17 protein-coding genes are annotated in these 18,796 nt (G+C 60.3%); 15 read left to right on the top strand and 2 right to left on the bottom strand.

Annotated features, from left to right (window positions below; all coding sequences use genetic code 11):
• Positions 1-2: 2 nt before the first annotated feature.
• Genes NKJ00_RS22230 through NKJ00_RS22255 form a run of 6 tightly spaced genes read left to right on the top strand, consistent with a single transcriptional unit; the run spans position 3 to position 5,627 of the window.
• On the top strand, positions 3-707 hold the full coding sequence (locus NKJ00_RS22230) for a lytic transglycosylase domain-containing protein (RefSeq protein ID WP_352631183.1): 705 nt from the start codon (positions 3-5) through the stop codon (positions 705-707).
• Complete coding sequence (locus NKJ00_RS22235; RefSeq protein ID WP_352631185.1) at positions 688-996, top strand: TrbC/VirB2 family type IV secretion system protein; 309 nt, start codon at positions 688-690, stop codon at positions 994-996. The genes NKJ00_RS22230 and NKJ00_RS22235 overlap by 20 nt, the downstream gene beginning before the upstream one ends.
• A 3-nt stretch (positions 997-999) precedes the next feature.
• A complete protein-coding gene (locus NKJ00_RS22240) occupies positions 1,000-1,302 on the top strand; it encodes a VirB3 family type IV secretion system protein (protein ID WP_123150346.1) in 303 nt (100 codons plus the stop codon).
• Positions 1,299-3,710 carry a VirB4 family type IV secretion/conjugal transfer ATPase gene (locus NKJ00_RS22245; RefSeq protein WP_352631187.1) on the top strand — a complete coding sequence of 804 codons (2,412 nt, stop codon included), beginning with the start codon at positions 1,299-1,301 and terminating at the stop codon, positions 3,708-3,710. The genes NKJ00_RS22240 and NKJ00_RS22245 overlap by 4 nt, the downstream gene beginning before the upstream one ends.
• On the top strand, positions 3,694-4,869 hold the full coding sequence (locus NKJ00_RS22250; RefSeq protein ID WP_352631189.1) for a transglycosylase SLT domain-containing protein: 1,176 nt from the start codon (positions 3,694-3,696) through the stop codon (positions 4,867-4,869). The genes NKJ00_RS22245 and NKJ00_RS22250 overlap by 17 nt, the downstream gene beginning before the upstream one ends.
• 20 nt (positions 4,870-4,889) lie before the next feature.
• Positions 4,890-5,627, top strand: a complete 738-nt coding sequence (locus NKJ00_RS22255; protein ID WP_352631191.1) for a type IV secretion system protein — start codon at positions 4,890-4,892, stop codon at positions 5,625-5,627.
• Here the strand turns inward: NKJ00_RS22255 and NKJ00_RS22260 are convergent.
• A complete protein-coding gene (locus tag NKJ00_RS22260) occupies positions 5,602-5,910 on the bottom strand; it encodes a hypothetical protein (RefSeq protein WP_352631192.1) in 309 nt (102 codons plus the stop codon). The genes NKJ00_RS22255 and NKJ00_RS22260 overlap by 26 nt on opposite strands.
• On the opposite strand from NKJ00_RS22260, the gene NKJ00_RS22265 reads away from it, so the two are divergent.
• The 6 genes from NKJ00_RS22265 (at position 5,888) to NKJ00_RS22290 (ending at position 13,239) form a co-directional block, all read left to right on the top strand.
• Entirely contained in the window at positions 5,888-6,925 is a 1,038-nt protein-coding gene (locus NKJ00_RS22265) for a TrbL/VirB6 family protein (protein ID WP_352631194.1), read from the top strand. The genes NKJ00_RS22260 and NKJ00_RS22265 overlap by 23 nt on opposite strands.
• 122 nt (positions 6,926-7,047) lie before the next feature.
• Complete coding sequence (locus NKJ00_RS22270; RefSeq protein ID WP_352631196.1) at positions 7,048-7,737, top strand: VirB8 family type IV secretion system protein; 690 nt, start codon at positions 7,048-7,050, stop codon at positions 7,735-7,737.
• Positions 7,734-8,543 carry a TrbG/VirB9 family P-type conjugative transfer protein gene (locus tag NKJ00_RS22275; protein WP_352631198.1) on the top strand — a complete coding sequence of 270 codons (810 nt, stop codon included), beginning with the start codon at positions 7,734-7,736 and terminating at the stop codon, positions 8,541-8,543. The genes NKJ00_RS22270 and NKJ00_RS22275 overlap by 4 nt, the downstream gene beginning before the upstream one ends.
• The gene (gene virB10 / locus NKJ00_RS22280) at positions 8,543-9,988 is read left to right on the top strand and encodes a type IV secretion system protein VirB10 (RefSeq protein ID WP_352631200.1); all 1,446 of its coding nucleotides are present in this window, start codon (positions 8,543-8,545) and stop codon (positions 9,986-9,988) included. The genes NKJ00_RS22275 and virB10 overlap by 1 nt, the downstream gene beginning before the upstream one ends.
• A gap of 74 nt (positions 9,989-10,062) precedes the next feature.
• Entirely contained in the window at positions 10,063-11,037 is a 975-nt protein-coding gene (virB11, locus tag NKJ00_RS22285) for a P-type DNA transfer ATPase VirB11 (protein ID WP_502906409.1), read from the top strand.
• Positions 11,038-11,064: 27 nt separating this feature from the next.
• Positions 11,065-13,239 carry a type IV secretory system conjugative DNA transfer family protein gene (locus NKJ00_RS22290; protein WP_352631204.1) on the top strand — a complete coding sequence of 725 codons (2,175 nt, stop codon included), beginning with the start codon at positions 11,065-11,067 and terminating at the stop codon, positions 13,237-13,239.
• A 15-nt stretch (positions 13,240-13,254) separates the two neighbouring features.
• Here the strand turns inward: NKJ00_RS22290 and NKJ00_RS22295 are convergent, their stop codons facing one another.
• Positions 13,255-13,536 (bottom strand): DNA -binding domain-containing protein, encoded by a 282-nt coding sequence (locus NKJ00_RS22295; RefSeq protein WP_352631206.1) that lies wholly within the window; start codon positions 13,534-13,536, stop codon positions 13,255-13,257.
• Between the two features lie 485 nt (positions 13,537-14,021).
• Here NKJ00_RS22295 and NKJ00_RS22300 point away from each other — a divergent pair, with 485 nt between their 5' ends.
• Genes NKJ00_RS22300 through NKJ00_RS22310 form a run of 3 tightly spaced genes read left to right on the top strand, consistent with a single transcriptional unit; the run spans position 14,022 to position 18,756 of the window.
• Entirely contained in the window at positions 14,022-15,725 is a 1,704-nt protein-coding gene (locus NKJ00_RS22300) for an SIR2 family protein (RefSeq protein ID WP_352631208.1), read from the top strand.
• Entirely contained in the window at positions 15,722-16,309 is a 588-nt protein-coding gene (locus tag NKJ00_RS22305) for a hypothetical protein (RefSeq protein ID WP_352631210.1), read from the top strand. Before NKJ00_RS22300 ends, NKJ00_RS22305 begins: the two co-directional genes overlap by 4 nt.
• Entirely contained in the window at positions 16,306-18,756 is a 2,451-nt protein-coding gene (locus NKJ00_RS22310) for an AAA family ATPase (RefSeq protein ID WP_352631212.1), read from the top strand. Before NKJ00_RS22305 ends, NKJ00_RS22310 begins: the two co-directional genes overlap by 4 nt.
• Positions 18,757-18,796: the final 40 nt, after the last annotated feature.

Raw genomic sequence — 18,796 nt, forward strand, 5'->3', positions numbered from 1 at the left:
CAATGGCCAGAGTTTCGTTCGTCGGAATTCTTGTGGCGGGGGTTGCGCTAGCAACACAGGGCCATGCGCAGGATGCCGTCCCTCGGCAGGCTCTGCAACCGGTAAATGTAGCAGCCCGCATGGCAGCGGCGTTTCGGAACGAGAAGCCTGCCGCGCACACCGTGACGTTGAGTCATCAGTCGCCTGAGACGCAGTCGCCAGCGGCAACCGAGTGTCCGGCAGTCGACAGCAAGGCCGTAAGCGACCTCGTGCGCGCGGTGGCGGCGGAGGAGGGCGTCGATGCTGACCTGGCCGATGCGGTGGCTTGGGTCGAAAGCCGGCATGGCGCGGCGCGCAAGCAATCGTCGGCGGGCGCCGTGGGGATCATGCAGCTGATGCCGGGAACGGCGGGCGATCTTGGCGTTCGTGACAGGTGTGATGTCGAGGCGAACGTTCGCGGCGGCATCAAATATCTGAAGCAGCTCTACGGTGAGTTCGGCGACCCACTGTTGATGCTCGCCGCATACAACGCCGGGCCTGCAAACGTTCGTCATAGCCGGGGCATTCCGGAGTTTCCGGAGACAGCCGGCTACATCATCAAGGTTCTCAACCGCTGGAAGCTGTCAGCCGTGGTCGGCTCGTCGCAGCCGGCGAACGTGTCTGAGGTCAAAGGAGAAGGGAAAATCGAAAATGCGTGGAAGGACGGACATGTCATTGAAGTGGAGTAAATTCACGCTGCAGTTCGCGGCTGCCGTTGCAATCGGCACGATTTTGCAGCCGGTCGCCGCCTTCGCCCAGGACGCCGCACCCATCGAAGGTGTCTTCGATTGGCTGGTCGGCGTCCTGCAGGGCAACATCGCGCGCTCTATTGCGATCATCGCGGTCTGTTTCCTCGGGTTTATGGCAATGACCGGCCGCCTGGCCTGGCCGCTGGCGTTCTCAATCGTCGTCGGCATCGCTTTCGTGTTTGGCGCATCGACACTGGTCGATGCAATCCGTGAGACCGCTTCGAGCTAGGGCATGAACGACAACGAAGACGACCTGCCGACGGCCGAGCCTGTGAGCCTCGCCTTAACGCGCCCCTTGATGGTGTTGGGCGTGCGTTACGAGGTTTTTTGGCTGAACGGCTTGATCGGCGTCGTGTTTTTCATCGCCACCAGCAACATTCTGCTTCCGCCCCTCGTGGCCGTGATCGGCCACGGGGTGTCGGCCTATCTGTGTCAGCGCGACATTCACATGTTTCATATTTTCGAGCGCCTTTTTCTGACCAAGCGGGCGATGGGAAACACCTCGTTTTGGGGAGCCAGGAGCTATTCTCCATGAGCATCAACGCTGATCTGAAATACGGCAAGCAGCGCAAAAAAGAGCAGGGCGTGAGTGAACACGTCCCTTTTTTGCGTCATGTGGATGATAATGTATTGGTGACCAAGGCGGGCTTTCTGGCTTGCATCATCCGCATGGGCGGTCTGCCGTTCCAGACGATGGACCAATCAGAGCTCAACGCCCGTGTCCTGAACCGCAACACCACATTCCGCAATCTCTCGTCGTCGCGCTTTGCCGTCTATGCGACGATCATTCGTCGTCACATTACGCCGGACATCGAAGGTAGCTTCGACAACCCGTTTGTCGCTGAGCTGGACGCGCGTTACATGGAGGCGCTGTCCTCCAAAAACCTGTTCGTCAACGAAGTTTACATGACGGTCATACGCCGGCCGATGGCCGGCAAGATCGGCTGGGTGGACAAGATCTTTGATCAGTTTCGTTTACAATCGGCCGGCGAGGAAACCCGCGCCGAAGCACTCAAGGAACTGCACGATGTGACCGACAGCATCGTGCAGGATTTCGGCGCCTATGGGGCACGCAAGCTCGGGGTGGTCGAGCGCAACGGCAGCGTATTTTCGGAGCCTGCAGAATTTCTAGCCAAGATCCTGGCCGGCGCCGATGAGGTGGAAGTTCCGCTTCCCCGAATGAGTTTGGCTGAGGCAATTCCGATGCGGCAACTGCTGTTCGGGCGCGAGGCGATCGAAATCAAGGGAGCAGAGCCCTCTAGTTCGAAATTGGCCGCGATGATCTCCATGAAGGAGTATCCCCCCTACACAACGCCGGGCGGCCTCGACGGGCTTCTTCGCCTGCCTCATGAGATCATCATTACACAATCCTTCGCCCTGGAGGACCGCGTTGCCGCAATGGGCCAAATCCGCAAGATCGGTCGACAGGTTGTCGGCTCTGATGAAGGGGGCACCTCAGTCGAGCAATCCGTTCACGACGGCATGGACAAGCTGGCGCAAGGCGAAGTCGTGTTCGGCGACCATCATCTGACCGTTTGCGTGGTCGCTCGGTCAGTTCCGGAGCTCAACAAGGCAATTTCCGACGTGCAGTCGGAAATGTCGCGTCTGGCGATCATTCCGGTACGAGAGCGCATGAATATGGAGCCTGCTTTTTGGGCGCAACTGCCCGGGAATTTCAGCTACATCGCGCGCAAGGCATTGATCTCGTCGATGAATTTCGCGGGACTGTTTTCGGGGCATAATTTCCCGTCCGGCCAGAAGGACCGGCTGCATTGGAAACGTCCGATCGCCCTGCTCGAGACGACAAGCCAAACGGCCTACTATTTCAATTTTCATGTCGACGACGTGGGAAATTTCACGGTTTTTGGCCCGACCGGCTGGGGCAAGACCGTGGCGATGTCCTTCCTGCTTGCTCAAAGCATGAGGGTCGAGCCTCGGCCGCGCTGCGTATATTTTGACAAGGATCGCGGCGCGGAAATCTTCGTACGGGCGCTCGGCGGCCGCTATGAAGTTCTGCAGCCCGGTGTTCAAACCGGGTTCGCGCCCCTGCAGCTGGATGACACGCCGGAAAACCGGTCATTTGTCGATACGTTGCTCCAATATCTGCTGAAGCCTGACAACGGCACATTGGAGCCCGCCGAGATCCGCGTGATCGGCGATGCGGTCGACCAGATTTTCAGGATTCCAAAAGAGCGGCGCGTCTTTTCGATGCTGCCGGAGGTTCTGCGCGGTCGTTTGCAACCGGGGATGAACGACCTGACACAACGGCTCGAGCCGTGGCTCGACACGAAGAGCAGAGGCTGGCTCTTCAACAATGCGACCGACCAACTCGACTTCTCGTCGGCGGTGATCGGCTTCGACATGACCAAAATCCTGAACGAGCCGAAAATCCGCACGGCGGCGCTGCTCTATATGTTTTTCCGCATCGACCAGGAGATAAACGGCGATCCGTTCCTGGTATTCCTCGATGAAGGCTGGAAGCTTCTGGATGACGACGTTTTCGTCGAGTTCATCAAGGACCTGTTGAAGACGATCCGAAAGCGCAACGGCGTGGTCGGCTTCGGCACCCAATCCGCGGACGATGTTGCAAAGTCGGCAATCTCGAACACGTTGATTGAGCAAACCTCCACCAACATTTTCTTCCCGAACCCCAAGGCCGATCAGGAATCCTACCGCAGACGGTTCACCTTAACCGCCAAGGAGTTTCGGTTTGTCAGGGAGACGGCGAAGGAAAGCCGGGCGTTTCTTGTGAAGCATGCGTCGGATTCGATCGTCGCCAAACTCGACCTTTCGACGATGCCGGACCTGGTGAAGGTCCTGTCGGGCAACGAAAAGACAGTTCGCGAGTGTGAGGAGCTGCGCAAGCGCTATGGCGAAGAGCCGACCGCGTGGCTCCCCTATTTTTGTGGATGGGAGACGGAAGCGGATGAGCAGGCAGCGTAGAGCCGGCCCGACGGCCGTATTGTTCGCAACGGCCGTGACGGCGCCGATGCTCATCGCCCCGAGCATTGGTCTGGCACAGATCGCTGTTGAAGACGATCCCAACCTCGTCGAGCGGAAAAAAGATGAGTTCCAGAACGACAGTTCCAATGAGGACAAGAAGTCTGAAACTGGTCAGCGCAAGGCCGTCGTCTGCACCTATTCGAACAAATACCGGAACGAAATGTTCCGCCGCTCCCCGCAACAGGCGCTCGCGCGTGATGCCGGCAATGCGTCGCTCATCCGGCACTACGCAAAGAAGTATGGTATTTCGGAAGGATTGGCGCTGTCCGTGTCCTACCAGGAAGCGCGCTTCGACACCTGCGCCGGCAGCCATACTGGCGTGAAAGGCGCGATGCAGCTCACCAAGAGGACGGGCCGCGGCCTCGGCTTCGATCGCGACATCAACGAGCAGAATGTCGAGGGCGGGGTGAAGCTGCTGAGCCAGGCGGTCAAGAAATGCGGCGGAACGAACTACGCATGCCTCGCCTCCTACTACAACGGTTCGACGGCGGCTGAACAGGCCAATTGGTCGGCCGGCGTCGGGCGCTGGCATGGTTACTTCAATGAGTATGCGGGGTCGGGTAAAGCGCCAGCTGCCGCCCCGCCGCCCTTCAGCATCGAGGTTAGCGGCACCGGCGCTGCCGGTGCTGCACAGGCGGGCGGTGTCAATGCCGTCAACAAGACGGCTGCCGGGCTCGAAACAAGCGGCGCGCAACGATCGCATTATTCCAGCCTAATCGAGACGTTGGCGGCGGGTGTCGGGACCAAGGAAGAATACATGGACGCTTGGGACGAAAACTCCACGGCGCGCGGTTTGAATGCCGACCTGCTCAACCAGCTAGTCCAGGGCTCCGCAGCGGTGAACGACCTGTTGAACGCCCGTCTTCTGCAGCGCAACACCAAGCTTTCTCAGGTGTCTAAATTCGGCACCAGTGAGGGCACGGAAAACCCCTTCACCTGCGATCCCGTCATCCTGGGCAAGCTGGAAGTGCCGGACCATTTGTGGCCCGGCTGCGCCAAACGCGTCGTGGGACCGGGCGGCGCTGAAGAAAACACACTGGTTCCAAATGCCAACGCGGCGGCGGGTGCTTTGGAAATCATGCAACGCAACGCGCAATAGACTGAAAGGAGCCCTCCCTTATGAAACGGACTGTTGCAGCATCGTTATTCCTGGTCGCGTCGACTGCGCTCGGGAATGCGCAAATCGCGGTCATCGACGGCGCCAATCTGGATGTCGCGCGAGAAAACGCCGAGAACACCAACTCGATCATGAAGAGCAATGACGACATCCTCGAGAAGTCGAAGGAGATCCTGCAGGCACTTTCCGGGACGCGAAACGGATCGCTCGGCATCGGTCAACAGGGTCTCGGCGGGGGAATGTCGATCGCGTCGGCGCCATCGTTCGGATCGGTTCTCAATGGCGGAACGCTTTCCTTTGGCGGGCTTGGAGGTCAGGCACAACAGATCGCCGGCGCCGTGATCAACGGCCTGCAGTTGGTCAAGCAGCTGAAAGCCGTCATCGAGGGTGAGGACCCAGGCACCGTGAACAGCCTTTACAGCGGCAGCGTCAACACCTCGGCACTGCTGGCCGCACTGACGCAGCAAGCGTCCCAAGGCGTGACGACCCGGGAACAATCGTTGCAGTCCGCGACCGGCCAAATCGGTCAGGCGGAGAACGTCAAGGGTTCGGTGGACGAAAACACGCGCATGCAGCTGGAAACCGCGCGCTCGATCAATGAGCTGATCGGCGTCCAGAACGGCGCGGTATCAGCCCTCAACGAAGACCTGAAATTCCGGCTGACGCAACAATCTCAGGTACAAAAATTGCTGCAATTCAAAGATGTGAACCCGTTCAAGGATGCCGGTGGTTCGCAGTAGGCGAATGCCTTGCGGGGGCGAGTTCGCCGGCATCGGTCCGGGGAACGGTGCCGCCGATCGAGACTCTCACGGCGGGAAAGCTCATGAATTCTAGGGTGTTTTTGGCGCTGATGATCGCCGCGCTGGCAACTGCCTGCGCAAGACCTGGCCGTGAGCTCAAGGCGCCCTGCGGCCCGATTTCCTCGTATGCGGCGAACGACGAGTGCGGCGAGTTGAAGCCGGCAAACTCGGCATTCGACAAGGTGATGTCGGAATAAGACATGAGCCCCGTTTCGACCATCATCAGCGACCTTCTGAGCGGTGTCGATCAGGCCGGGGCTCGCTTTGTAGAGGTCCTGTACAAGCGCATCGGCCTTTATAGCGAAAACCTGTTCTTCGCGATGCTGCTCCTCTACGTGGTCATTTGGGGTTACATGCAGATTTTCGGCCGCTCGACGGCCTCGCCGCTGGAGGCCGCGTGGCGCCTCGGCCGCGCGATGTTCATCTACTGGATGGTCACGAACTGGGCTCCGTTCTCCGAGACGATCTATACGCTCGTCCAGTCGATCCCGGAAGTTCTGGCCAACCGCATCGTCCAAACGATTTCGTCGACGACCGGCACTCAGGTCTCATCGGTCGATGCTGTGCCGGCAATGTTCGACGCCCTCTACGAAGCGACGTTGCGGGTGGTGCCGGAACTCTACACGTCAGTGTTGACCGATTTCTTCGGCGCCCTTCTGGCGATCATCATCATCATTTTTACCCTGCTATTCATCGGCGTCGCCGTAGCGGCGATTATCGCTGCAAAAGTCCTTCTTTTCATCATCCTGGCTCTTGGGCCGGTGTGGATCATCATGGCCCTTTTCAATTATTCCTTCAAATTCACCGAAGGCTTTTTCTCCGTCACTGCGAATTTGGTGGTGCAGCAGTTGCTGATCTACGGCTTCCTGGGTTTCTACTACTACATGGTTCAGCTCTCCGTTTCCGCGATGGAGGGCGGCGCCGGGACCGACATAACCGGCAAGCTTTCTCACGTGATGCCACTCCTGCTGGTCACGCTGGTCGGGTTCTATGTTCTGTTACAAATACCCATCATCGCGGGCATTTTGACCGGGAGTGGACCGATAGGTACCGCCGGAGCCATTCACGGCATTCGGCGCTCGGCAAGGGGAACAGTGGACAACGCAGTTACGCGGACCGCGACGCGGGCTGGCAGTTCGCTCCTTAGGAGATCAGCCGAAGGACGCCCCCGATTTGCGGCTGATGTGGGGAAGGCGAGTATTCAGCGCGAGACGGCTAAGAACGCGTCCTCGCTATAGGGTTCACGGGTAGACGGCAGAGAAAGCGCCGAATTCGTCATCGCTTGCGATCTGACGGCGGCGAGAAGCGAGTTTGAAAGCAAGGCTAAATTAAAGTGTCAAACGAACCGACTGAAACTGGCTTGGTCGACCAGCGTTATTACCAGCAAGGCAAATCGTGGGAAGACGACACCCATCGCCGTTTACGGCGGTCCCGAACATTCGCTTGGCTGCTGGCCGGGGTCTTCGGCGTCATGGCGCTTCTCTCACTGGTAGCGCTCGTCCTGCTTTTTCCGCTCAAGCAATACGAGCCCTATATGGTCGCTGTCGACAAGACGACCGGCTACCTCGAAATTGCGCGAGCCCTGAAACCGGGTGACTTGGCCCAGGATGAAGCGGTCACGGCGGCGAACATCGTGCGCTATATCAGGGCGCGCGAGACCTATGACCCGCGCATGATCAAATCGAATTTCGATCTGGCGCAGCTCTATTCGACCGGAGCAGCCGCCGAAGATCTCGTGCGGGAATTCACGCCCTCAAATCCGAACTCCAAAGACAAGCGCTTCGGGACCGACACGACCATCAGCGTCACGGTGAAGTCGGTGTCGTTCCTGAATCGCACGACGGCAACGGTCCGCCTTTCGACCGAAGAGAAACGGCAGAACACGACGCGGCGTGAGCACTGGGTGGCGGTCGTCAAATTCCGCTACACCAGCACGCCGCTCAAGAACGAGTATCGGTTCGACAATCCATTGGGCTTCCAGATCACGGAATACCGGCGTGACCAGGAATCGCTGCCCGAGGCCGCACCGGCCGACAGGACGGTCCAATGAGGTGGCGGCTGAGAACGGTCGCGTTGTCGGCCGCACTTTGCGTTGCGTTGTCAGGCCCGGCGCTGTCGCGCGACAACCGAATTCGCTACGTCACCTTCAACAACGACAATGTCGTGACGGTCCAGGCGGCGATCGGCGTCTCGACGATGATCCAGCTGAGCCCGACGGAAGCAATCGAAACGATTTCGGCCGGCGACACGATCGGTTGGTCGATCGTCCCGAAGAAGGGATCGGGCATCCTGTTCGTCAAGCCGCTGGTCGAAAAGGCCGAGACTAACGTCAATATCGTCACCAACAAGCGGGTCTATTCTCTGCTCCTGGTCGGCTCGCGCGAACCGTCCCTGCGGGCATCGTTCCATGTTCGCTTCAAATACCCTGACGAGGACGTGAACGCGCGGCTCCTCGCCCAGGCCGAAGAAAGCGTCCGCAATCCATCGCTAAAGAACATCGACCCGTCGATGCTGAATTACGACTATGCCTATCGCGGTGATGACTCGCTCAAGCCGCGCGTCGTGTTCGATGACGGAACGAAAATGTTCCTGCAATTCACGGGCGACGTGCCGGCGATCTTCGTTGTCGAGGCTAAAGGCAGTGAGTCCCTGGTGAATCTGCGCACCGAAGGCGAATACACGATCGTCGACAAGGTTGCACAGCAATTTACCCTGCGGGCCGGCGACAAGACGTTGTGCCTGTACAACCGTCAATCCCCATCGCAGCGCTTGCCGGATCCGATTGGAGACATTTATGGCCCGTCGAAACTCGACAACAAGAGCGAGCGCGGGCGGTTCGATCAGAGGAGCCGCTGATGTCGGACATAGATTATCATGAGCTCGACGGTGGTAGCCCCGTTGCCCGGCGAAGTGCAGGTTTGGGCACGAAACTCGGCATAGCCGGCATCGGGCTGCTTCTGGCCGGTGGCCTGTTGTATATCAATTGGCCGAGCGGGCCGTCCGACCGGAACGCGACATCGAACGAGGACGAAGCTTTCGAGACCTCGACTTTTCAGCCGCGCGAGCCGGCGACGCCCGCGACGGCATTGCCACCGCAAGACCAGATTGTCATTCCGCCTCCTCAGACACCGCCGCCACAACAGTCGGCCGACGTCGACCAGACGGTCGCGCCAGGCGTCGATCTCGAGGAGCAGCGCCGTTTGCTTGAACAGCAAATGCGCGAAGCCGAGGCCCGCCGGCTAGCCGAAGAAGAGGCCCGTCGCCGGGAGGAAGAAGCCCGGTTGGCGGAGGAGGCACGCAAGCGCAAGGAGCAAGAAGAAAAGGCGCTGTGGGAGCGTCTTCGTTCGAACCAGATCGTCACCGACGGCGAACAGGACGCCCCGGCGGGCGAAGCGGGCGCGGCGATCGCCGGCGACGGGCAGCTCGTTCCTGTTCCCGGGGCAGACCTGGACCCCAACAAGGCGTTCCTCGCCCAGGCCGAGGTCAGTCGGAACGCCAAGGCGACGGCGAGAAAGAACAACCGTACGGACGCCCTGATTGCCGAGGGCACCATGATCCGCGGTTTTCTTGAAACGGCGATCAACACTGACCTGCCCGGCATGGTACGGGCCATCGTTCGCGAGGATGTCTATTCGCTTGACGGCCGCCGCGTGTTGATCCCGAAGGGGTCGCGGCTGACAGGCGAATACAAGTCCGGCATTGCTCGCGGCCAAACGCGCGTTTTTATCGTCTGGAACCGGATGATCCGGTCCGACGGCGTGTCGGTCAACATCGGTTCGCCTGGCGCTGACAGCCTTGGCCGTGGTGGCATGGCCGGTCGTGTCGATCGGCACTGGCTGGAGCGCTTCGGCTCGGCGATCGTGCTGTCGATCGTTGGCGGTGCGGCGGAATACCTTTCGGCGCTCGCCGACCCTAGCGGCGGCCGGCGCCAAGAGACCATTACCCGTGTCGATCCTATCACCGGCGAGGTGACAACGATCACGATCGATCCGGAGAGGACGGAAGAGGAAGCCCGACAGATCGCGATCGAACGCTCCGCAAGCACAATGACCGAACTGGCCAAGGAGGCTTTCGAGGATTCGCGCAACATCCCGCCGACGATCTATGTCGACCAAGGTACGTCAGTGATCGTTTTTGTGCGGCGCGATCTCGATTTTTCGGAGCTCTACGCCGATCCGGTCCAGCAAGAGCTGGCGAGGCTGAAACGCGGCGGCAAGCCGCGTGTCGCGATCGACCCTGTTCCCCTCTACATGACGCCGAAGGACAATTGGTTTCCGGCAGCACCCCCGGTGACCAAATGAACATGATCAAACACCCGGCCGTCGCTTCGCCGGCCGCATCGTCGAGCCCCTATGCCAAGTTCCCCATTCTGGAAATGGAACTGGAACCGCTTCACGAACTGCTACGGCAGGACGATGTTTCCGAGCTTTCCGTCAACAGGCCGGGCGAAATCTTTGTCGAGCGGCTTGGCGCCAAGGAAATGGAGCGGATCGCTGACGCCAGGCTGACCGAGAAATGGATTCGCAACCTCGCAACACTCGTCGCCAGCTCGACCAATCAACAGGTGAATGAAGAAAAGCCGATCCTGTCGGCGGCACTCCCCAGCGGCGAGCGCATTCAATTCGTGCTGCCGCCGGCGGCACCGGACGGCGGCGCGATTTCGATCCGCAAGCAGGTCATCATGGATATGACCGTCGACGACTACGCCAAGCGCGGCGCCTTCGAAGAAACGCGCATGGGCAATGAGCTCGGCTTGTCGGAAGAGGAAACGGAACTGGTTGAGCTGATCGGCGGCTCTGATCCGATGAAATTCCTGGAGCATGCGGTCAAGAATCGCGTGTCGATCGTTGTTTCGGGCGGCACTTCGACCGGCAAGACGACCTTCTTGAACGCCTTGCTAAAGTTAATTCCTTCGAGCGAACGGATCATCACGATCGAGGATACGCGCGAGCTGAAGCCCGTCACGCCGAATACGGTCGCCCTGCTCTCCTCCAAAGGCGACCAAGGCCTGGCGAAGGTCGACGCGCAAAGCCTCCTCGAGGCGTCGTTGCGTATGCGACCGGACCGACTGCTGCTCGGCGAATTGCGCGGCGCGGAAGCGTTTTCCTTTCTGCAAGCGATCAACACCGGACACCCCGGATCGTTGACCACGGTGCACGCCAATTCGGCGCGCGCGGCCTATGAACGTCTGGCGCTAATGGTCATGCAGGGCGGCGTGAAGCTCTCTCGCGAAGAGATCATGGATTACCTGAAAGAGGTGATCCCGATCGTCGTCCAGCTCTCGCGTCGCGATGCCGGACGGCGGGTGGTGAGCGAGGTCAAATTCACAAAAGCCGAGCGCCTCGGCTGATCCTGGAAGGCGACAAATGAGGGCGTAATGGTGCAGGTCATCAAGGGATTAGTCGTGACGCTCATGGTCTTGGCCGTGGGCGTCGTTTTTTTCGCCATCGCCTATGCAGGCGTCCATTGGTACGAGACGGGCTCCTTCGCCCTGATCCAGGATCTCGACCGGGATCCTTTTGCCACGCTGCGCCGCGCCTACGCCAATGTCGCCGTTCTCGGCCTTTATCAGCAAGCGCTTTATGCGGCCGGCCTGGCGCTCATTGGCGTGATGGTGCTGGCTGTCATGACCGTGCTGATGACGCGCAAGGCATCGAATGACGCCAGGTTTCTTAGCTTGGCGGAAGTCAATCGAGCCGGTTTGACGAAACGCGGCGGCGTCTTCATCGGCCGAGCTGGCGGCAGCCTCGTGAACGTCATCGGCGCGTTCACCCAGCGCGGTTCCAACAAGAGGCACTTGACCAAGCCGAAGCTCGTAGGCGGAAAAAAGCTATGGGTTGATGGCGACGACGTCGGTGGCTTCGTGGTTGGGCCGCCGCGATCGGGCAAGGGCGCCGCGCTGATTATCCCAAACGCCCTGCTCTGGCCGGATTCGCTTGTCGTGCTGGACATGCGCGGCGAGACCTATCAGGCGACAGCGGGTTATCGCTCGACCTTTTCCAAGGTCATTCGGTTCTCGCCGGCCGACGAAAAAGGCGAGACGGAATGTTATAATCCGCTCGATTTCATTAGCCTCGACACCGACCAGCGCGACATCGACATCCGCAACATCGCCGCCGCGCTCTTTCCCCGCCCGACGGCAGGCGAAACCTATTGGATCGACGACGGTCGCATGCTTTTTGCCGGGGTGATCTCCTACGTCATGGAAACGCCCCGCCTCGAGGACAGCCAGCGAACGCTGCGCCAGGCGCTTCGCATCATGAATGGCGCCGATCGGCCGTTCCTGGAATGGATTCAGGCACTCCGCGACGAGGAAGCGCGGGAAATTTCCGACTACACGCTGCAGATGCTCGCCAGCTATGCCGACATGTCGGACAAGCAGTTTTCCGGCCTGTTCGGCAGCGTGAGAACCGGCCTAAACCCGTTCATGAACGAGCGGCTTTTGCGCGCCACCGACAAGAGCACGTTCGACATCCGCAATCTCAAGCGGGACAAGGTCTCGCTCTATCTGGACTTTCGCATCGAGCAAATCCGATCCATCGGGCCATTGTTCAACGTCCTGATTACGCAGCTGATGAACTTTATGGCCAAAGAGCTGCCTGGGCGGGGTGAGCACCGCGTCCTGATCCTGCTCGACGAGTTCCAGAACCTCGGGAAACTCGAAAACGTCATGGAAGCGGCTACCATCCTCGGCGGCTATGGCGTGCCGACCTGGTTCTTTGTACAGTCGCTCAAGTCGGTGGACACCATCTATCGCGAGGAAGGCCGTAAGACGCTGGTCAACTCCGCACGTGTCCAGGTGTTTTTCGGCGCGCAAGACGCCGAAGACCTGAAATACATTTCCGACACCCTGGGCGAGCGCATGGAAGTCCAGAAGGATGTCAGCAAGACGCAAGCGACGATGTTCGACATGCATCACGCGCGCACTGTTCACGTGAAGGAGGTTCGTCGACCGTTGATGCGCCCTGACGAGATCCGCACCATGAGCCGCAACAAATGCATCATCCTTCCTCGCGGCTCGCATGCGATTTTTGGCACGCGCAATTTCTACTTTGCCGATACTGAGCTGTCGAAACGTGCCTGGATGCCGATTCCGGTCTTCAAGGCGGCGGCCGCCAAGGTGGACACAGAACCGGATGCCGGCCGGAAAGCAGCACCAAAACCGAGTGCTGGTTTTGGCGACATGTTGGTTCCGCCGCGGTTTGCGCGGGCGAGTGAAGCGGCGCCGGCATCGACGCGGCCGCGAGGCGCCGTTTTCGCGGCCAAGGCCGGCAGACGCCCTCCCCCGCCGGCGCGTCAGATCAGCGTGACGACCTACGTTGCAGCGAGCCCTAAACCATCAACCAGTCGCCCGCCCCTACCTCGGAACACGCCTGACTTGGCTGCAGTTACACGCGCCGCCGGGCGAAACGACGCAGTATCCACAGAAGCACAGGAAAGGCTTGCGGAGGCACTCAGCCGGGTCGCGAAGGTCACCGCGCAGGCGGCCAATAAATCGGAAGCCGCCGCCGGCTTGCGCGATCTTGAGATGGCCTTGCAGGGCGTTGATTAGTCAAGACCTGCAAAGTCAGTGCGGCGCGCCGCCTTGAAAAAGATACCGATATCCGGTCGTCGTCATCCAGCGCGCCCGCGCCAGATGGGTTTCCCAAGCTCTGTGTGCCCGGTCCGGTTCGCGGTCAGGATCTATATGCAGTACGACACGCGTCACTTCGCGCCAATCGGCATCCTCCGCCGCTGCGTCGAGCAAGCGCAGATAGGTCACAAAGTGTTCTTCGTCATAGCCCGTGAGCATCGGGGATTTGGGCGCCTCGTCCGCGACATCAGGATCAAGCGGCGGCTTTATCGGCATAGCGACTGCTCCTTATCGTCGTCGCGACCGCCCCGCTATGCCAGCGATCGCGCACCTGCCTATATCGCATTCCCCTTGGTACATCATCGGTCCGTTTGTCAAATTCACAAGTGAAGTGTAGCGCGAAATGAGATTTGGCGACCCAAGCGATCCATCGCGCGGGAAGGTCGCAGAAGGGGCTGGAAAGTACGGTTCGTCCCGTCCATCGGAACGAGCAAGGAGCGCCATGAGCCGTCATTAGACCGCGGCACGAAGGCGGACGTAGCCTGAGCCTGCCATTGGCGACCTCCTGCTGATAATCGTCACGGTAGCAGTCACATTTGGCAAACGACCGGGTTACCTCTGTAACTATGCCTTTTGTGGGTTTATGTTCCAGCATTGTTCTGGCATGGTGCCGCAAAAGGAGGCGGTCGGAGGGGAGGGCTTTCGATCAGCTGGATCATGGCGAAGGGCCGCTCCTCGGGGTGCGGAGCGGAGGGGGATCATTGCCGACGGCTGCGACGATATCAGTGAAGGAAACGCTTGACCTGCTCGACGGGACGTTCATTGGTCTGAGCCAGGGCGTCGTTGAGGGCGGATACGCGCTCTGGCTCGGTTCCGGTATCTCCCGCGATCGCGTGGTCGGTCTGGATGGCGTGCTCGCCAAGCTGATCGAGTTCCTGCGCGGCAATGCAACGGCGGACGTGGATTGTGCCTATCGCAAGGCCTTGGAAAAGGTCCTCGGCATGGCAGCGCCATCCGCGGAGGAAAAGGCCGCGATCGATTTCAGCCAGCCTGCCATCAACTGGCCGTGCCTGCCGAGCGTGCTTAGCCGACTCTGGAAGCAATATGCCGATGTCCTATCGGTCGAGGTAGGCACCGAGAAGTTCGATTATCTGCTGTGGGTCGGCCTCGATTTTGTGAACACCTTTGCGAGCCAGGACGCGGATGCTGAGCATCTCGCTATTGGCATGCTTGCGCTCGAGGGCGTCGTCACCGAACTTGCCACGGCCAACTGGGACGGGCTGCTCGAAGCCGCGATGCGCAAACTGGGCTATCCCGAGACCTTTTTTCGGATCACCGTCACTGGCGAGGATCTGCGCGGACCGGCGGCGGCAGCCGTGCTTTACAAGTTTCATGGCTGCGCGTTGCGCGCGATCGCGCAGGAGGACGATTATCGGCCGCTGCTCGTGGCCAGGGCGGCGCAAATTACCGGGTGGATGAGCAACGGGACCTTCAAGATCGTTCGTGACCAGCTTCAGGCGCTTGCGCAGCGGTCGCGGACGTTGATGATCGGAATGTCTGCCCAAGACAAGAATATTCAGCATCTCTTTGGCCAGGTCGGCGCGCAGCAGGGATGGAAATGGACCGACCAGCCAACGCCGATCGTCTTTTCGGCGCAGGAGTTAGGAACCGACCAGAAAGATGTACTCAATATTGCCTATGGCAATGACGTATATGAGCAGAACCGCGCGGCGATCTGCGAGGCTGCCTGTGTACAGGCCTATGGAAAGCCGCTGTTACTCGGCTTGTTGCTCACGGTGCTCGCCGCCAAGCTTCAGACTTTGGCGAGCGACGTGCACGCGCCAGCGCTGGATGCCGCGGCCCATGACGCGGTCGCTTCAGGAATCAAGCGGCTGCGTGATCGTGTCGCGGAGGCGGGTAATGCCGACCGGCTAAGCTTGGCGAACGGCATTGCCGCTGGGCTCGCGCGCGGTCGCCATCAAATGCAGAATGGCACCAGCCCAGACGGCACGCCCATGTATTTTCCGATCGACAATGAGCCGCCCCATCAAATGAAGGGTATGCCGCGGACTGTGGCAACGGGCCAGCGCGAGGCGGCGGCGGCGCTTGGGCTGATCGGTCTTGGCGACCAGGCGGCCGAATGGACGGCGGCGGTGGACGATCCAACCGATCCACGTTCGGGCGCGCTTCGGCTGACATCTCCGAATGGGACAGCGCGAGTCTTTTTCGCTGCCAATGACGAGAACATCACGAACCTCATGGATTGCGGCGCCTTCGATGAGGACGATGCGGACGTGGTGCTGATCTGCTCTCGAAAGGTGAGCAATCGTCAGCAGCGCAGCCCCAAGGCCAACTTGCGGGATGGAAAAATCGGTCCGCGCTACTTGGCTTTCGGGTCGATGCTGATGGATGCGGGGAGCCTGGCCGAGTTGCAGGCTAATTTTCGCTCGGAAGTCGCGATATGACAACTAGCGAGAGCGTCGTTCAAATCCTGGTTGGCGAAGGCGGATATCGGGAACTGCCGCGGCCGCTGAAGGTTGGTTCACTGTCCTTCGACTTCGCGCACGCCCTGGTCGCCGGGGACAAGGCTAACGATCTCGTCATCGTCATCGAGCTGAAAGGCGATACGCCCGACGATATCGTCATCAGGAAGGTGTTGTCGCTCACCCGCGCTCTCGATGTTCTCCAATCTAAGCGTTCGGTCACGGCGGTGCTCACATCCGGCCAGGCCTCACCCGAAACGATCCACTCGATCAGCCGCGTCTGCCGCGTCTTGCCGGTCGGCGCGCCTTTCGGTCCGAAAGCCGTCGACGCGGTGCGCGACTGGCTGTCGGTCCTGCTTCCACTTGCCCAGCCTCCACCCGTCAAAACCCTTGTCGACTGGGAAGGTGATCTGCGTAGCAGCATCCCTGCGAGCGCAGCGGGACCATTCTTAGAGGAGCTGCTGAGAGCCGCGCCAGCTGGCAAGATGGCCGTGGAGCAGATGCTCGCTTCGGCAATCCAGGCTCCGGTCGAATCCGTCCTCGAAGACGATCAGGATGAGCAATGACGGTCCCGCGGCTTAAAACACTAGTGATCGAGAATTTCCGCAGCCTGAGGGGCAAGGTCGTCATTCCGCTCGATGCTCAGGTTGTGCTCGTCCATGGTTCGAACGGCATGGGCAAGACGAGCGTGTTGTCGGCCCTCGAGCTCGCGCTCACCGGCAAGATCGCCCATCTCGCCTCTGACGGCGATGGCTATCAGAGCTATCTGACGACGCTCGAAACAGATGGCGGTTCGATCGAGCTCACTACGACGGGCGCCTATAAGCCCGGCGGCAATGTTGGCGGGTCATTGGATTTTAGCGACATCAAATTCGAGCCGACGGCGCTGCTCGACGCGGCGGACGCGCGGTTTTTTTCGGAACGCTGCTACTTGCCCCAAGCAACGCTTGGGCGCTTGCTCGAGATTTACGACGACCAGAAGACCGGCACGACATCACCGCTTACTTTGTTTGTGAAGGAGCTGCTCGGACTCCATCCACTCGATGCCCTGGTCGACGGTCTCTATCCTGCCTTCAACGTCGCGCGGGTCCGCAATCTTGTACCGGCGTATCGCCAGCTCGAGACATTGCGGGCGTCTCTGCAAAATGAAACCCGCGCGAACGTACAGTCGATCACCAGTGTCACGGACGCATCGGCAAGGCGGCTTGCTACGCTAAATGCGACATTGGCCCAGATTCCTGCCACGGCCCCGCTGGTCGTCACTGGCGCTATTAAGCTTGAAGCCCTGCGCAGGGTGCTCGAGACCGCGCGCGACGAGGATCGGATGTTGGTAGATCTCAGCCGCGTTCGCTCCGAGTTGAAAGCCCTGACCGAGCAGTGGCGCAACTTGCCCGCCGAAGACGCGTCGCACGACCGTGCCGGCAAGGAACGCGCCGAGCAGTCTGCGGCCGAAGCGCTCTCCACTTGGCGCGTGGGGAAAGGCCATGCCCTAGAAGCGGTCCTGACCGAGCTTGGGGCCAGCTTCGCCGACCTGCTTTCCATCGATGATGGACCGGAAGAGGCGCGCTCGGCGGCGCTAAGGCGCGCCGAGGCGGAGGTGACTCGATGCACCACCCTTCTCGCGAGTGCCAAGACCGCCACCGACCGGCGAAATGCCCTCGAGACCATCATTCAGCGCGCGACGGCGCGCATCGAGGAACTCAACCGGGCGCTCTCCGCGGGAGTGGAAGACGCGAAGTCCCTTGCCAACGCATTGGCGGGCATCGCCCCCCACGTCGCCGGCGAGACCTGCCCGGTGTGCGATCGCAATTTTGGCGAACTGGATCAGGGGCCCTTGTCGGCTCACATCGCCGCTAAGATCGCGTCGCTGACCAGTGAGGCCGGCCGGCTGCAATCTCTCGCTAATGAACGAGCCGAGGAAAGCAGTCGCTTGTCAGTCGCGCAGCGTGATTTGTTGAGCGCCAAGGGCGGCCAATTGGGCGCCGAAGATCAGGCCGATTTGACGGTGCGGAGTGCACAAATGGCGAGCGCCGTTCAGCAACTGAAGGCCATGGCGGACGATGCCGCTCAAGGCACTATACTCATCGCAAACGCCGCCGCGGCGAGAGACGCCGTCTCATTGGCGCGTCGGCGCGACGAGTTATCGACGTCGATCCTTCCCGAGATCGATACGGTGGTTGCGCGGACTACAGCGCGGCAGGTAAACAGCTTCGACGGCGTGACGACAGCGCTGGCGGAAGCAGAGCGTGTACTCGCCCAACAGATAGTGGCTGCCGAAGGCGTCACTACGTTGCGGATCCGGGCGCTGTCGGAGCTCGAACTATACGCCAAGGATCTCAACCAAATCGCCGACCTCAAAGCGGCGAACGCCCTCATCGCTGCGCGCCTGACCGTCGTCGAAAAGGCCGACGTTGAGATTGGTGATTTCCGCGCCCATGCGAAGAAGTTTGCCGATTCAGCCGACAAGGTGCGGTCTGACATCGTCAAGGCGGTTTTCAACACTTCTTTGAACGCGGTCTGGCGTGACCTGTTCGTGCGCCTTGCGCCGTTCGAGCAGTTTGTGCCGACTTTCAAATTGCCGGCAAGCGATAGCGGCAAGGTCGAGGCCGTGCTCGAGACGTTGCATCGTTCCGGCAAGGCGTCGGGTTCGCCAGGTGCGATGTTGAGTCAAGGCAATTTGAACACGGCAGCGCTCACCCTTTTTCTCGCTCTCCACCTTTCGGTGCCATCGAGGATGCCTTGGCTGGTCCTCGATGATCCGGTCCAGTCGATGGACGACGTCCACATTGCGCAATTTGCGGCGCTGCTACGCACCTTCTCCAAAGGTATGGGCCGGCAATTGGTCGTCGCCGTCCATGAGCGGGCTTTATTCGACTATCTCACCCTAGAATTAAGCCCAGCGTTCCCGGGCGACAGTCTGATATCGATAGAGATCACGCGCAATTTCGATGGCGATGCCGTCGCTACACCGCAGGCTTTGAGCTACGAGGAAGATCGCGCCATTGCGGCCTAGCGGGCAGCGCGGCCAAAGAGGGCATCAACGGCCCAGTGAG

Origin of the sequence: Mesorhizobium sp. M0227 (assembly GCF_040321855.1) — a bacterium.
In the GTDB taxonomy this organism is placed as follows: domain Bacteria; phylum Pseudomonadota; class Alphaproteobacteria; order Rhizobiales; family Rhizobiaceae; genus Mesorhizobium.

Bases quoted from the DNA above. Each gene is read 5' to 3' on its own strand.
- NKJ00_RS22230 (WP_352631183.1), top strand. From the start codon at position 3: ATGGCCAGAGTTTCGTTCGTCGGAATTCTTGTGGCGGGGGTTGCGCTA.
- NKJ00_RS22235 (WP_352631185.1), top strand. From the start codon at position 688: ATGTCATTGAAGTGGAGTAAATTCACGCTGCAGTTCGCGGCTGCCGTT.
- NKJ00_RS22240 (WP_123150346.1), top strand. From the start codon at position 1,000: ATGAACGACAACGAAGACGACCTGCCGACGGCCGAGCCTGTGAGCCTC.
- NKJ00_RS22245 (WP_352631187.1), top strand. From the start codon at position 1,299: ATGAGCATCAACGCTGATCTGAAATACGGCAAGCAGCGCAAAAAAGAG.
- NKJ00_RS22250 (WP_352631189.1), top strand. From the start codon at position 3,694: ATGAGCAGGCAGCGTAGAGCCGGCCCGACGGCCGTATTGTTCGCAACG.
- NKJ00_RS22255 (WP_352631191.1), top strand. From the start codon at position 4,890: ATGAAACGGACTGTTGCAGCATCGTTATTCCTGGTCGCGTCGACTGCG.
- NKJ00_RS22265 (WP_352631194.1), top strand. From the start codon at position 5,888: ATGAGCCCCGTTTCGACCATCATCAGCGACCTTCTGAGCGGTGTCGAT.
- NKJ00_RS22260 (WP_352631192.1), bottom strand. From the start codon at position 5,910: ATGATGGTCGAAACGGGGCTCATGTCTTATTCCGACATCACCTTGTCG.
- NKJ00_RS22275 (WP_352631198.1), top strand. From the start codon at position 7,734: ATGAGGTGGCGGCTGAGAACGGTCGCGTTGTCGGCCGCACTTTGCGTT.
- virB10 (WP_352631200.1), top strand. From the start codon at position 8,543: ATGTCGGACATAGATTATCATGAGCTCGACGGTGGTAGCCCCGTTGCC.
- virB11 (WP_502906409.1), top strand. From the start codon at position 10,063: ATGGAACTGGAACCGCTTCACGAACTGCTACGGCAGGACGATGTTTCC.
- NKJ00_RS22290 (WP_352631204.1), top strand. From the start codon at position 11,065: ATGGTGCAGGTCATCAAGGGATTAGTCGTGACGCTCATGGTCTTGGCC.
- NKJ00_RS22295 (WP_352631206.1), bottom strand. From the start codon at position 13,536: ATGCCGATAAAGCCGCCGCTTGATCCTGATGTCGCGGACGAGGCGCCC.
- NKJ00_RS22305 (WP_352631210.1), top strand. From the start codon at position 15,722: ATGACAACTAGCGAGAGCGTCGTTCAAATCCTGGTTGGCGAAGGCGGA.
- NKJ00_RS22310 (WP_352631212.1), top strand. From the start codon at position 16,306: ATGACGGTCCCGCGGCTTAAAACACTAGTGATCGAGAATTTCCGCAGC.